The 13367-nt window shown below is 70.6% G+C and carries 15 protein-coding genes and 1 tRNA gene; 5 read left to right on the top strand and 11 right to left on the bottom strand.

The window, feature by feature from the left end; all coding sequences use genetic code 11:
* Positions 1–146: 146 nt before the first annotated feature.
* The gene (locus DEJ30_RS14580) at positions 147–1412 is read left to right on the top strand and encodes a Gfo/Idh/MocA family protein (protein WP_375231881.1); all 1266 of its coding nucleotides are present in this window, start codon (positions 147–149) and stop codon (positions 1410–1412) included.
* 76 nt (positions 1413–1488) lie between these two features.
* A complete protein-coding gene (locus tag DEJ30_RS14575) occupies positions 1489–2502 on the top strand; it encodes a LacI family DNA-binding transcriptional regulator (protein WP_258366660.1) in 1014 nt (337 codons plus the stop codon).
* A 56-nt stretch (positions 2503–2558) separates the two neighbouring features.
* Here the strand turns inward: DEJ30_RS14575 and DEJ30_RS14570 are convergent, their stop codons facing one another.
* The gene (locus DEJ30_RS14570) at positions 2559–3068 is read right to left on the bottom strand and encodes a hypothetical protein (RefSeq protein ID WP_110862427.1); all 510 of its coding nucleotides are present in this window, start codon (positions 3066–3068) and stop codon (positions 2559–2561) included.
* 85 nt (positions 3069–3153) lie between these two features.
* The gene (locus DEJ30_RS18285) at positions 3154–3372 is read right to left on the bottom strand and encodes a hypothetical protein (protein ID WP_181420155.1); all 219 of its coding nucleotides are present in this window, start codon (positions 3370–3372) and stop codon (positions 3154–3156) included.
* Between DEJ30_RS18285 and DEJ30_RS18280 the strand changes: the two genes are divergently transcribed.
* On the top strand, positions 3356–3508 hold the full coding sequence (locus DEJ30_RS18280; protein ID WP_181420154.1) for a hypothetical protein: 153 nt from the start codon (positions 3356–3358) through the stop codon (positions 3506–3508). The genes DEJ30_RS18285 and DEJ30_RS18280 overlap by 17 nt on opposite strands.
* A 198-nt stretch (positions 3509–3706) precedes the next feature.
* Here DEJ30_RS18280 and DEJ30_RS14555 read toward each other — a convergent pair whose 3' ends face one another.
* The 5 genes from DEJ30_RS14555 to serS all read right to left on the bottom strand — a co-directional run bounded on the left by DEJ30_RS14555 (position 3707) and on the right by serS (position 7093).
* Positions 3707–4270, bottom strand: coding sequence for a GrpB family protein (locus DEJ30_RS14555; protein WP_110862426.1), 564 nt, complete (start codon positions 4268–4270; stop codon positions 3707–3709).
* Complete coding sequence (locus DEJ30_RS14550; protein WP_110862425.1) at positions 4267–4797, bottom strand: GNAT family N-acetyltransferase; 531 nt, start codon at positions 4795–4797, stop codon at positions 4267–4269. The genes DEJ30_RS14555 and DEJ30_RS14550 overlap by 4 nt, the downstream gene beginning before the upstream one ends.
* A 2-nt stretch (positions 4798–4799) precedes the next feature.
* Positions 4800–4884 (bottom strand) — tRNA-Ser (locus tag DEJ30_RS14545).
* A gap of 83 nt (positions 4885–4967) precedes the next feature.
* On the bottom strand, positions 4968–5831 hold the full coding sequence (locus DEJ30_RS14540) for an HAD family hydrolase (RefSeq protein ID WP_110862424.1): 864 nt from the start codon (positions 5829–5831) through the stop codon (positions 4968–4970).
* Positions 5828–7093: a serine--tRNA ligase gene (gene serS / locus DEJ30_RS14535; RefSeq protein WP_110862423.1), complete on the bottom strand. Its 1266-nt coding sequence runs from the start codon at positions 7091–7093 to the stop codon at positions 5828–5830. The genes DEJ30_RS14540 and serS overlap by 4 nt, the downstream gene beginning before the upstream one ends.
* A 55-nt stretch (positions 7094–7148) precedes the next feature.
* Here serS and DEJ30_RS14530 point away from each other — a divergent pair, with 55 nt between their 5' ends.
* Entirely contained in the window at positions 7149–8219 is a 1071-nt protein-coding gene (locus DEJ30_RS14530; protein ID WP_110862422.1) for a diacylglycerol kinase family protein, read from the top strand.
* Between the two features lie 140 nt (positions 8220–8359).
* On the opposite strand, the gene pheA is transcribed toward DEJ30_RS14530, so the two are convergent.
* The 4 genes from pheA to DEJ30_RS14515 all read right to left on the bottom strand — a co-directional run bounded on the left by pheA (position 8360) and on the right by DEJ30_RS14515 (position 11835).
* Positions 8360–9316 (bottom strand): prephenate dehydratase, encoded by a 957-nt coding sequence (gene pheA / locus DEJ30_RS14525; RefSeq protein WP_110862421.1) that lies wholly within the window; start codon positions 9314–9316, stop codon positions 8360–8362.
* A 62-nt stretch (positions 9317–9378) separates the two neighbouring features.
* Positions 9379–9924, bottom strand: coding sequence for a MarR family winged helix-turn-helix transcriptional regulator (locus DEJ30_RS14520; RefSeq protein WP_110862455.1), 546 nt, complete (start codon positions 9922–9924; stop codon positions 9379–9381).
* A gap of 28 nt (positions 9925–9952) precedes the next feature.
* Positions 9953–10453 (bottom strand): hypothetical protein, encoded by a 501-nt coding sequence (locus DEJ30_RS18275; protein WP_181420153.1) that lies wholly within the window; start codon positions 10451–10453, stop codon positions 9953–9955.
* Entirely contained in the window at positions 10450–11835 is a 1386-nt protein-coding gene (locus DEJ30_RS14515; protein WP_110862420.1) for a molybdopterin-dependent oxidoreductase, read from the bottom strand. The genes DEJ30_RS18275 and DEJ30_RS14515 overlap by 4 nt, the downstream gene beginning before the upstream one ends.
* An 87-nt stretch (positions 11836–11922) precedes the next feature.
* Here DEJ30_RS14515 and DEJ30_RS14510 point away from each other — a divergent pair, with 87 nt between their 5' ends.
* A complete protein-coding gene (locus tag DEJ30_RS14510) occupies positions 11923–13362 on the top strand; it encodes a glycosyltransferase 87 family protein (protein ID WP_110862419.1) in 1440 nt (479 codons plus the stop codon).
* Positions 13363–13367 lie beyond the last annotated feature (5 nt).

Below are 13367 nucleotides of genomic sequence, written 5' to 3'. Positions count from 1 at the left end.
TACACGTGGGGACCACCGCTCGCAAGGCCCGGTTTCCGGGCTGTGGACCGGGGTTGTCACGTGTAGACCACGTGTGTCAGGATTGCGCTCGATCGCATCGGAGCGACCCGCTCGGCGACGCATCCCACACCCTGGAAAGGTCACTGATGATCTCTGTCGGAATGGTCGGCGCGGGCCAGTTCGCCCCTCAGTTCGCCAAGCTGTTCAAGCTCCACCCCGACGTCGACCGCGTCTACGTCACGGACCTCGTCGACGAGCGGGCGTCCGAACTCGTCGAGACGCAGCACCTCGACGGCACGTTCCCGGACTTCGACGCCGTCCTCGCCTCGGACGTCGACGCCGTCGCGATCTTCACGCAGCGCTGGACCCACGGTCCGCTCGTGGTCAAGGCCCTGCGCGCCGGCAAGCACGTGTACTCCGCCGTGCCGATGGCGATCTCCGTCGACGAGATCCGCGACATCATCCAGGCGGTCCGCGAGACCGGTCTGACCTACATGATGGGCGAAACGAGCTACTACAACCCCGCGACCGTGTTCGCCCGCGAGCAGGTCGCCGCCGGCGCCTTCGGCCGGGTGTTCTACGCCGAGGGCGACTACGTGCACGACATGGACCTCGGCTTCTACGCCGCGTACCAGTACAGCGGGGGCGACGAGTGGAAGCGCACCGCCAGCTACCCGCCCATGCTCTACCCGACGCACTCGGTCGGCGGGGTCCTCGGTGCGATCCCCGGGCACGCGGTCAGCGTCAGCTGCATCGGTGTCAAGGACGACCGCGGCGACGGCGTCTTCGACAAGGACGTCAGCCAGTTCGACAACGACTTCTCGAACGCCACCGCCCTGTTCGAGCTCGACAACGGCGGGGTCATGCGCATCAACGAGATGCGTCGCGTCGGCTACCCGTCGCACATCCGTGAGTCGCGCTTCCGCTACTTCGGCACCGAGGCCAGCTTCGAGCAGCTCGCGAAGACCAGCGTCTGGCAGGACAAGGAGGACTCGTACGACATCAGCGACAAGATCGACACCCAGGCGACGATGTCCCTCGACGACCCGCGCCTGGCCGACGTCGACCCGTCCCTGCGCGACGCGTTCGTCTCCGGCTACGCCGAGGTGCACGACACCGACCGCCTGCCCGCCGAGTACGACGGCGTGCCGACCGGACACGAGGGCAGCCACCAGTTCCTCGCCGACGACTTCGTCCGCGCCGTCGTCGACCGGACCCTGCCGCCGGTGAACGCCTGGACCGCCGCGCGCTTCACCCTGCCGGGCATCATCGCCCACCAGTCCGCGCTGCAGGGCGGCGCCCGACTCGAGGTGCCGGACTTCGGCGACGCCCCGGAGACGACGAGCGCTGCGACGGCAAGCGCACCGACGGCAGCAGGCAGCACGTCGTCGGCTACGATCGCGTCCGAGTAACACGTGTCGTTCGGGTGCCGGTCCGTCGTGGGCCGGCACCCGAACGACGCTCCCGGACCCGACGAAGGTGGCTGCCGTGACCGTCCCGACGAACCCGAGGGCGGTCACCCGTGCGGACGTCGCCCGCTACGCCGGGGTCAGCACCTCCGTCGTCAGCTACGTCGTGCACGACGGACCGCGCCCCGTCGCCGCCGCCACCGCCGCCCGTGTGCGCGAGGCCATCCGCGTCCTCGGCTACCGTCCGAACGCGAGCGCCCAGGCCCTGCGCACCGGCTCGTCGAAGATGCTCGGCCTGATCGTGCCCGAACTCGACAACCCGTTCTGGTCCGAGCTCGCCGTCGCCGTCACCCACGCCGCCGCTGCACGTGGCTACGACGTCCTGCTCGCCAACAGCGACGGCGACGCCGCCCAGGAACGCGAGCGGCTCCGCAGCCTCTCCGCCCGCCAGGTCGACGGCATCATCGTGACGAGCATCATGACCCACCCGGACCTGTCGACCGTCACCGACCCCGGCCTGCCGATGGTTCTGCTCAACACGTTCTTCGAGGTCCCCGAGTACGCCAGCATCGGCGTTGACGCCCTGCGCGGCGCCCTCGACGGCACGCAACACCTGGTCGAGCACGGCTACCGCTCGATCGGCCTCGTGATGGGGCACACCGGCTCGATGGAGCTCCGCGAGCAGGGCTGGATGCGTGCCCTGCGCCGGGCCGGCCTGCCCGACGGCCCCATCGTCCGCACCGACTTCACCCGGCGCGGTGGCTACGAAGCCGGCCTCCGCATGTTCGCCGACGAGACCGGCCCCCGAGCCGTCTTCGTCAGCTCCGACATGCAGGCGATCGGCGTGATGCGCGCTCTGTGGGAACTCGGGCTCCGCGTCCCCGAGGACGTCGCGATCGTGTCGTTCGACGGCGCGGCCGAGGCGGACTACACGAACCCGCAGCTCACCACGGTCCGGCAGCCGATCGAGACGATGGCGGTCGCCGCGGTCGACCGCGTGCTCGGCCTCGACGCCGACAACCAGTGGCACCGCGACCTGGTGCCGGCCGAGTTGGTCCTCGGCGCGAGTTGCGGGTGCGACGTGCGTCGCTGACGCACCCAAGGACAGCCTGGAGGCTACGGACGGGGCCGCCACGGGCCTCCGGCCCGTCAGCTGGTTGCGTTCACCGGCATGCTGCTCCGCACTCGCTTCCACCATGGCCTGCGTTCCGCCTCTTCGTAGGCGGCCAGCCATACGGCAGCGACCCTCGACTTCAGTTGCCGAAGGATGGCGCTCAGAAAACAAACCACGAAGAGAATCACGGTCGCGGTGACGATCGCGACGTAGAACACGATGCTGAACTCGAAGGCGGTTTCGGAATCCGATGCCGCAATCGATGAGATGACTGATGCTGCCGTCGTCGCCAAGACTGCGAACATTGCCGTCCCCGCCCCAAGCAGCTGCAGGAACATGCCCGGACCGAGCTGAGACCGATCTCGCAATTCTCCGAGGACCTTCTGCCGCAGATCCGCGTCGTTCGCTGCCTGCAAGTACGCAATGACGTCGGCCTCGGTTGGTACGCGCCCGTTCGTCCGTTTGGGCATGAACCGCTCCCAGCGTTCCTGCTCGGACTCGATGTCGATTCGATCTCGTTCTCTCACATCGATGACTATCGGCATCACACATAACCGCGTCACGAAGCGGATGCGTCCTCTATGCCGGCGCGGAGGCGGGCGGTCGGGATGCGCTGCTGCGCGCCCACCCTCACGGCGGCGGCCTCGACCGCATCGCCGGTCTCCAGGCTCCGACCCACTCGTCGACGTCTCCGTCGAAGAGGTCGAGCGCATCTTCGCCACCAACGTCTTCGCTGCACTCCGCGTCGCCAAGGCCTTCGCCCCCTCGATCGCCAACGGCGCGTTGATCGACGTGGGTCGCCCTCGCCGGCGCGTACTCGGCGTCGAATGCCGTGTTCTGGTCGATCACGAACTCCCTGCGCCTCGAGCTCGCTCCGCAGGGCACACAGATCGTCGGCGCCCACCTCGGCTACACCGACACCGGCATGACCGAGGGGCTCGACGTCGAGAAGTCCGACCCCGCCGACATCGTCCGGTCGACCTAGGACGCGTTCGAGGCCGGCGAGCACGAGGTCCTCGCCGACCAGGTCAGCCGTGACGTCCGTGCCGGCCTGAGCGCCCCGCTCACCGCGCTCTACCCGATGCTCGCCAGCGCCTGAGACTTGTTCTCGTCGGGACGGTGACGGTTCTGGTTCACGAACACCCGGGTTCCTGAACCAGAACCGTCACCCGCCCCGATCGCGTCAGCCGCCCGCGCCGCGGTCGGTGATCCGACGGTTCGTGGCGGTGATGGCGGCGCGCTCGTCGTCAGCCAGGCCACCGGCCCGCAGGATCCGGCCCAGCACCTCGCTCTTGCGCTCGATGTAGTCGTCGATGTCCTCGGCCTCGGTGGCCGCCCGGCGTTTCACGGCGGCGTACTCGTCGCGGAGCGCCGGGTCGGCACGCAGCACGTCGCGGACGGCCAGGTGGTTCCGCAGCGCGAGCGACCCGGCTGCGACGACGTAGGTGTTCGTCGGGGCGAAGCGCTCCGGAGCCCGGAACGCCTGCCGCCCCGGGACCCCCAGTTCACCGCGCGGCTCGAAGCCGATCGTCGCCATCGCCGCCACTGCAGCCGGGACGTCGGGAGTGTCCACCACGACGTCGACGTCGAGAACGGGCTTCGCCGCCAAGCCCGGCACGGACGTGCTGCCCACGTGCTCGATGCTCCGGAACGGCACGTCGGCGTCGTCGAGCGCGGCGGCGTACGCGTCGTACAGCTGCCGGAACCGCTCGGGCCAGGTCGTTCGGTACTCGACGACCTCGATCACGGGGCCGGCGTCGGCGCGAGGAGCTGGAACATGACGTGGTCGCGCCAGACCCCGTCGATCTTGATGTACTCCGGCGCGAAGCCGTAGCGGGTGAAGCCCGCCGACTCGAGCGCGCGCTGCGAGCCGACGTTCTCGGGCAGGGTCTCAGCCTGCACGCGGTGCAGTCGGAGCACGTCGAAGGCATGATCGGCTGCCGCGCGGACGGCACGGGACGCGTGGCCCTGGCGGGTACGGTCGGCGCGGATCCAGTACCCCATCGCGCACGACTGCAGGGCACCGCGGGCGACGCCGCTCAGCGTGATCCGCCCGAGGAGTTCCCCGTCGGTCGACTCGATGACGAACGGCACCGCGTTGCCCGCGCGCTGCGCGGCGAGAGCCTGCGTGATGACGTCCCGCTGCCCGGACTCCGTGTAGTACGACGGCGCTCGCGCCGGTTCCCACGGTCGCAGGTGGTCGGCGTTCTCGGTGATGACCGCAGCCAGGACGGCCGCGTCGTCGAGGCGGAGTGGGCGCAACCGTGTGTCCATCGCGGAGGGTGTGGGATTCGAACCCACGAGACATCTCTGCCCACCTGTTTTCAAGACAGGCTCCATCGGCCGCTCGGACAACCCTCCAGTGACGCGACCACGTGGCGAGACGTGGTCGCGTCCCGGGAAGTCTACCCGGGCCTCCAGGCAGGGGTGCGCGCGAGCGCGGACTAACGGGGCAGGGAGTCGAGCGCCGCTGCCAGGCCGTCGTCGGTGATGCCACCGGTGAGCTCGTTGCCGGCGTCGACGACGTCGTCGGGGGCCTGGCCCATGACGACCCCGCGGCCGTAGGTCGAGGCCCAGCGGAGCATGTCGATGTCGTTGCGGCCGTCGCCCGCGGCGAAGACGCGGGAACGCGGGATGTCGAGCCACTCGCGCACGCGCTCCATCGCGGTGGCCTTCGTCACGCCCTCGGGAGCGATGTCGAGCCACGACGTCCAGCCGACGGAGTACGAGACCTTGTGCAGGCCCATCTGCTCGACGATCTGCAGGAAGTCCTCGGTGTCGTGGCCGGGCGAGATGACGACGACGCGGGTGGCCTCGACGCCGAGCAGCTGCTCGAACGGCACGTGCTCGCCCTCCACCGTCATCGTGTCGTCGGGGAAGTTGCCGGACAACAGGAAGTGCCCGGTCTCGTCCTCGACGCCGAACGCCGCGTTCTCGAGCGCTCCGTGGATGGTCTGCAGCACCTCGGACGGGTCGAACCGCTCGACGTGTTCGCGCACGTAGGAGCCGTCGGCGCGGCGGGCCAGGATGAGCGCACCGTTCGCGCACACCAGGTACTTCGGCCGGATGCCGAGGGTCTCGAGCAGGGGCACGGTCATGCCCTCGCTGCGGCCGGTCGAGAGCATGACCTCGTGGCCGGCGGCCTCGGCGTCACGGACGGCGGCGACGACTGCCTCGGCGACGACACCGTCCTCACGCATGGTGGTGCCGTCGATGTCGAGCGCGACCAGCCAGCGCTTGGTGCGGGCGGGCGCGTCGCTGCCCGCGCCCTGCGAGGTGCCGTCCACGAACCGTCCCTGGGTGCTCATCGGGGCTCGATCACCTCGACGCCACCGAGGTAGGGGCGCAGGACCTCGGGCACGACCACGGAACCGTCGGCCTGCTGGTGGGTCTCGAGGATCGCGACGATCCAGCGGGTGGTGGCGAGGGTGCCGTTCAGGGTGGCGACCGGAGCGGTCTTGCCGCTCTCGGTGCGGTAGCGGATGTCGAGGCGGCGGGCCTGGAACGTCGTGCAGTTCGACGTCGAGGTGAGCTCGCGGAACGTGCCCTGCGTCGGGACCCACGCCTCGATGTCGTACTTCTTCGCCGCGCTCGTGCCGAGGTCACCGGCGGCGACGTCGATCACGCGGTAGTGGAGCCCGAGGTCCTGGAGCATCTGCTCCTGGTGGGCGACGAGGCGCTCGTGCTCGGCCTCGGCCTGGTCCGGGTGCACGTAGGCGAACATCTCGAGCTTGTTGAACTGGTGCACGCGGAGGATGCCGCGGTTGTCCTTGCCCGCCGAACCGGCCTCGCGGCGGTAGCAGGTCGACCAGCCGGCGTAGCGGTGGGCCTGTCCTTCCTCGAGCGGCAGGATCTCGTCGGCGTGGAACCCGGCGAGGGCGACCTCGCTCGTACCGGTCAGGTACAGGTCGTCGGCTTCGAGCCGGTAGACCTCGGCCGCGTGCTCGCCGAGGAACCCGGTGCCGGCCATCGTCTCGGGGCGGACGAGCGTCGGGGTGATGAGCGGCTCGAAGCCGGCGGCGATCGCACGGTCGAGGCCGAGCGACATCAGCGCGATCTCGAGCCGGGCGCCCATGCCGCGCAGGAAGTAGAAGCGCGATCCGGAGACCTTCACGCCACGCGGGATGTCGATGATGCCGAGGTGCTCGCCGAGGTCGGCGTGGTCCTTCGGCTCGAAGTCGAACTCGGGCTTGGTGCCGACGGTGCGGAGCGTGACGAAGTCGTCCTCGCCGCCCTCGGGCACCCCGGGGAGCACGACGTTCGGGATCCCGCGGACGACGGTGTTGAAGGTGTCCTCGGCCGCGGTGACGGTGGCCTGCGCCTCCTTGACCTTCGCGGCGAGCGCCTGCGCCTGCTGCACGAGCGCGGCCTTCTCGTCCTTCGGGGCCTTGGCGACGGTCTTGCCGAAGGCGTTCTGCTCGGCGCGGAGCGACTCGAACGAGGTGATCGCACTGCGGCGGGCGGAATCGGCGGCGACGGCTTCGTCGACGACGGCCACGGAGGCACCGCGCGCCTGCTGTGAAGCCTTGATGACGTCCGGGTTGTCGCGAAGCAGCTGTGGATCGATCACCGCCCCATCCTAGACGGGGGCAACCGCACGCAGCCTCGATCGGTACCGTGGAGGCATGTCGACCCCTTCGGAGACCGCGCCCGCGGATCAGGACGCCCTCCCCACCGAGCAGCGGACGGCCGCGGTGGTCTACAACCCGGTCAAGGTCCACCTGCCGACCCTCAAGCGCACCGTCGAAGAACAGCAGCAGGAAGCCGGCTGGGCCGACACCCTGTGGTTCGAGACGTCGGAACAGGACCCGGGCGGCGGCATGGCCCGCGCCGCGATCGAGGCCGGTGCCGACGTCGTCGCCGCGGCCGGTGGTGACGGCACGGTCCGCGCGGTCGCCGAGGTCGTGCACGAGGCCGGTTCGACCCTCGCACTGCTGCCGAGCGGCACCGGAAACCTGCTCGCCCGCAACATGAAGCTGCCCCTCGACGACCTCGGCGCGAGCGTCCGAACGATCTTCCACGGCGACGACCGCAAGATCGACTTCGGCATGCTCAAGGTCGAGCGCCCCGGCGGTGAGCGCGAACGCTTCGGCTTCCTGGTGATGGCGGGCCTCGGGCTCGACGCCCGGATGCTCGTGAACACCCGTCCCGAGCTGAAGAAGAAGGTGGGCTGGCTGGCGTACGTCGACTCCCTGTTCCGGTCGGTCCGCGACGCGAACGCGTTCGAGTTCCGGTACCAGCTCGACGACGACGGCAACCGCTCGCTCCGGGCGCACTCCCTGATCGTCGGCAACTGCGGCATGCTGCAGGCCGGCGCGATCCTGCTACCGGACGCCGAGATCGACGACGGCGTGTTCGACATCGCCGTCATGCGTCCGCGCGGGTTCTTCGGCTGGGTTCGGATCGGCGCCCGGGTGTTCTGGGAGAACGGGATCCTGCGGGCCTTCCGTCGTTCGACCCTCGGCAAGACCGCCGTCGGCCAGAAGATCGTCTCGAAGTCCCGCGAGGAACGCCCCTTGCGCTACCTGCGCGGGCAGGAGTTCACGGCACGGCTCGAGCGCCCCGACGAGTTCGAGATCGACGGCGACCCGGTGGGCGAGGTCATCGCCTTCCGCTCGCGGATCGACCCGATGGGACTCTCCGTGCGCGTGCCGGACCCGGCGGACGACCGCCACGGCTCGCGCCAGGTGCCCTGACCCTGTCGCTCGGGCTCCGGACGCCCCGTGCGAGGTTCCGTGGCCCGTGCGAGGGCCGCGGGCTCCCACGGACTACGGAACCTCGCACCACACGGCTTCACCGCGCCGCGCCTCGGCGCGCCGCGCCCCACCGCGCCGCGCTACCGCGCCCCGGGCTCGCCCGACACGATGCCCCGCAGCCAGTCGCGCGCCTCGACGAACGCGGCGTCCGAGTAGCGCGCCGGAACCTCGGGGCGGGCGCCGTCGGCACGCGGGTACGACCCGAGGAACGTCACGCGCGGGCTGAACCGGCGCAGGCCGAGCAGCGCGTCCGCCACCCGCTCGTCGCGCACGTGCCCGTCGAGGTCGATGACGAACCGGTAGCGGCCGAGCTCGTCCCCGATCGGGCGCGACGACAGCAGCCCCATGTTGATGCCCCGCGTCGCGAACTGCTCGAGCATGTCGACCAGGGCGCCGGGGTGGTCGGCGGGCAGCTCGACGATGACACTGGTCTTGTCGGCGCCGGTCGGCTCGGGCAGGGCGAGGGTCTTGGACACCAGGACGAACCGGGTGACCGCCGAGGCGTTGTCACCGATGGACGATGCGAGCACGACGACGTCGTGGTGGTCGGTGATGCCGGGCGGCGCGACCGCGGCGTCGGCGGTCGGGTTCGCCTCGAGCAGGGCGAGCGCCGCGGCGACGTTCGACGACGCCGGGATGTGGCCGTGGCCGGGCAGGTTGGTCTCGAGCCAGTTGTGGGTCTGCGCGTAGGCGACGGGGTGCGCGTTCACCGTGCGGACGTCGGCCAGGGTCGTGCCGGGTCGGGCGACGAGCACGAAGTCGACGGGGACCAGGTACTCCCCCACGATCCGCACGCCGGGGATCCTGGCCAGGGCGTCCTGCGTGGCGCTGACCCCGCCGTCGACGCTGTTCTCGATCGCGATGACGGCCCCGATCGACCGGCCGGACATGACGTCGTCCAGGGCCTCACCGACGTTGTTGACGCTCCGCCAGGGCTTGCCGGCGGCGGCCTCGACGAGCTTCAGGGCCGCCTCGGTGAAGGTGCCGGCGGGTCCGAGGTAGGAGTACGTGTCGGACGGCGCGGCGGGGTCGGTCATGCGGCGAGCCTATTGCAGTGACGGGCACAGCCGAGCGAGCGTGACGAGGGCCACGACCGGCGTCAGTCGGACGCCGTTCCCGTCAGCCGCGCCTCGCAGATCGCGGTGTCGTCGTCCTCGCGCGGGTAGGTGAGCGCCGCGAAGCGCCCCTCGGGGTCGAGCCGTGTCAGGAGCGACGCCGCGATGCCGTCGAGCTGCGCGACCTGCTCGTCGGAGAGCGCGTCGATGACCACCCGGCGGGCGGTGCGGACGTGGTCCGGAGCAGCCTCGACGATGGTGGCGTAGCCGGCGTCGGTCAGGCGGACGTCGGTGGCCCGGCGGTCGGAGGTCGACGGGCACCGGGTCACGAGCCCCCGCTTCTCGAGGCGGGACACCACGTGCGACAGCCGCGGCAACGAGGCGTTCGTGGCCGAGGCGAGCGCCGACATCCGCAGGGTCCGGGTGTCGGTCTCGGAGAGCATCGCGATGACCATGTAGTCGAAGTGCGTCAGGTCGGCGTCGCGCTGCAGCTGCTGGTCGAGCGCCGCCGGCAGGAGTTCCATGACGGCGACGAGCTTCATCCACGCGCGCAGTTGCTCGCGGGTGAGCCACGGGGTCTCGTCGGTCATGACCTGATCATACCGAAAGGTTGTCCCGTCAACCAGTGGTGCGCACGGCGGACGAACCAGACGGACCGGACGAACCAGACGGACCGGACGGACCGGACGGACCGGACGGAGGCCGACGGGCCAGCACCACCCCGACCACGAGCACCACCACCACGACGACGAGCAACGCCCCCTCGACGAGCAGCAGCCGCGTACCGTAGTCGAACGGCAGCACGGTGGGGTTCTTCTGCCCGTGGTCCTTGGCCGCGATCTCCGGCAGGACCACCAGGGCGAGCACGCTGCCGAGCACGATCGCCGCCTGGACGACGACGAGCACCCAGGCCCGCAGCGAGCGTCCGGCCCGACGCAGCAGCAGCCCGGCACCGACCACGAACGGCGACAGGACCGCGTCGTGCAGCACCACCGCCGCGAGCAGCCACACCCCGAGCCCGCCGATGCGGTTCGGCTTGACGGACGTCACGAGCACGGACGCCCCGAACGCGATGACCAGCACGCCGATCACCACGAGCACGATCCGCGCGGCCTTCACCGGAGCACCTCGATCTTCTCGATCCACTTGGTCTGCAGCACACCGGGCCGCCCCGGAGCGATGATCCGCGCCGGGAACCCGTGGTCCAGGTCGAGCGTCGCACCGTTCAGCTCGAGGGCGATGAGCGTCGTCGGGTCCTCGGCGTACTCCGGACCCATGTCCATGATCCGGTAGCCGCCGTGCCGCTCCAGGCTCGTCACCCGCACGTGCGACCCCTGCGGCGCCTGCACGGCGTCGAGCAGATCGCGCATCCGCACGCCCTTCCAGGTGGCCATCTGGCTCCACCCCTCGACGCACGAGATCGGCAGGTCGACCTGCGCGGTGCCGAGCGCGACGAGTTCGGCTCGCACGAAGGTGCGGCTCACGTCGTGGCCGACGACGGTGAGCGTCCAGTCGGCGGCGGTCGCGCTGGCGAGCACGCCGGCGGCACGGGCGGTGCGGTTGACCGGCAGACCGTGCGAACCGATGCCGCGGCCGCGGGCGCCGAAGACGTTCAACGGTTCGGCGAGTTTCGAGGACTGGCCCGCCGTGAGCGCGACGACGCCCACGGTCGCCGCCGTCACGCCGGCGAAGAACCCGCGTCGGGCGATCCGCTCACGTCGTCCGGCAGCTGCGTCCGGCGTCCGCCTGGAGGCCCCGCTCGGCTCCGCCACGTCGACCTCCGGCTGGCCGAGACTCGGCTCCTCGGACACCTCGCGGGTGTCCGGGGCCGAGTCCGGTCCGGTGGGCCGAGACTCGGCGCCGCCGCTCGGGGCGGCGTCGACGCCGTCGATCCAGCGGAACACGCGGCCCAGCAGGCCGGGTGCAGTGGACCCGGCGGTCTCGGAGACCGCAGCGCTCGGGGCAGTCCCATGTCGGGCCTCCCGGCCTGGTGGGAGCAGTTCACTGCCGGACGCGGGATCCGCGACGAACCGGCCGTGCGCGTCGTAGGAGTCGCGCTTCCGCCAGTAGCGGGCGATGACCGGCAGCTTCGCGGCGATGTGGATGACCAGCGACCCGATGATCACGTAGGCCATCGCGTTGTGCACCTGCCGGAACGGGAACGGCCACGGGTACCACTGGTAGGTGTTGAGCAGTCCGGTGACGACCTGGATGATCGACGCGGACACGAGCACCGCGATCGACAGCCGCTCGAGCAGGTGCAGCACACCGCGCACCGGCGGCACCTGCACCAGGGCGGGCATGACGGTGTTGAGCTTGGCGAGCAGCAGCGGGATGATCGCGATGCCGGTCGTGATGTGCAGGCCCTGCGTGAACTGGTACAGCTGCGTCGGACGGGTCGGGAACCGCATCCAGCCGAGCGGTTCCTGCAGCAGGTGGCTGTAGATCCCGGTGCCGAAGCAGATCAGGAACGCGATGCCGAGCAGGCGCCCGAGCACCACCGCCGAGCGGGCGTTGCGGTTGGGGGACGCCAGAGCTGCTCGTCCGTCGTGCAGCAGGCGCTGGACGCCGGATAGCCTCGACGGACCATGAGCGACCGACTGCGTGCCTTCCGACCGTCCTTGGCCGACGGCACCGCCGCCCGCATCGGCACGGTGCTGGCCGTCGTGGGGGTACTCGCCCTGTCGGGCGTCATCGCCGTCGGCGTCACGCATCTGGGGTTCCTCCGATCGGGCCATCGTTCTGCATTCGTTGCGTGGACGCTGATCGCTTGGACCGTCTTCGTCATCGCCGTGCTCGCGGTGCGTTTCGTGCCCGTCCGGTGGATGACCACCATGGTCATCGGCGGAGCGGTGGTGATCGGCATCGCCGCGCTGGTCGGCCCGCCGAACACGAGCACCGACTCCGCTCGGTACGCGTGGGACGGCATCGTCCAGCATGCCGGTGTCTCCCCCTACGCGCACACCCCCCAGTCCACGGCACTGTCCGGTCTCCGACCCGACTGGTTGTTCCCCGACAAGGTGAACGGCACGTGCGACGACATCAAGCCCCGGTTCCGCGGGCTCGGCGACGGTGCGGACGGACACTGCACCGCGATCAACCGGCCCGACGTGACGACGATCTACCCGCCGATGGCCCAGCTCTGGTTCGCCGCCGTGCGGTTCTTCGTGCCGGCGAGCGCGCAGTACCTGCCGTTCCAGGTCGCCGGGCTGCTCGTGTCGCTCGGTGTGACCGTCGGGCTCGTCCTGGTGCTCCGCCGGATCGGCCGGCCGACCTGGTGGGCGACGCTCTGGGCCTGGTCGCCGCTCGTCGCGTCCGAGGCGGTCACCAACTCGCACGTCGACGTCGTCGGAGCCGCACTCGCCACGGCCGGTGTCGTGCTCGTCGCGTTCGGGCGACCGATCTGGGGCGGCATCGCGCTCGGGGCTGCGACCGCGACGAAGCTCATCCCGGCGATCGTGTACCCGCCGTTGCTCGGCCGCGGTCGGGCGTGGTGCGCGATCCCGATCGGCATCGCGGTGTTCGGGTTGCTCTACGTGCCCTACGTGCTGACGACCGGCCTCGACGTGCTCGGGTACCTGCCCGGCTACCTGAGCGAAGAGGGCTACGAGGACGGCTCCCGGTTCGCGCTGGTGTCGCTCGTGGTCAAGGGCGACGCGGGGACGGTGGTGGTCGGGCTCCTGGTGCTGGCCGCCGCGTTCGTGGCGTGGCGGCTGTCCGACCCGTCACGGCCGTGGTCCGGCGAGGTCCTGATGATCGGCGTGACCTTCCTCGCAGTGACCCCGCGCTACCCCTGGTACGCGCTGCTGCTCATCCCGTTCGTGGTGTTGTCCGGCCGGTGGGAGTGGCTCTCGATCGGGCTCGCCATCGCGCTGCGCGGAGTGTGGCCGTCAGCGGATGCCTACCGGTGGTGGTTGCTCGCGGCCGTGGCCGTCATCGTGGTCGTCACGCTGCTGCGCACGGAGCGGTCGGAGTGGCGGCGGTGGTGGGAGCGGCTGTCGTTCCGACGTGTGGAACACGTACGCTGACGACC

The organism is Curtobacterium sp. MCPF17_003 (assembly GCF_003224385.1).
In the GTDB taxonomy this organism is placed as follows: domain Bacteria; phylum Actinomycetota; class Actinomycetes; order Actinomycetales; family Microbacteriaceae; genus Curtobacterium; species Curtobacterium flaccumfaciens.
The sequence above is the reverse complement of the archived record's forward strand: the minus strand, read 5'-3'. Positions and strand labels throughout refer to the sequence as shown.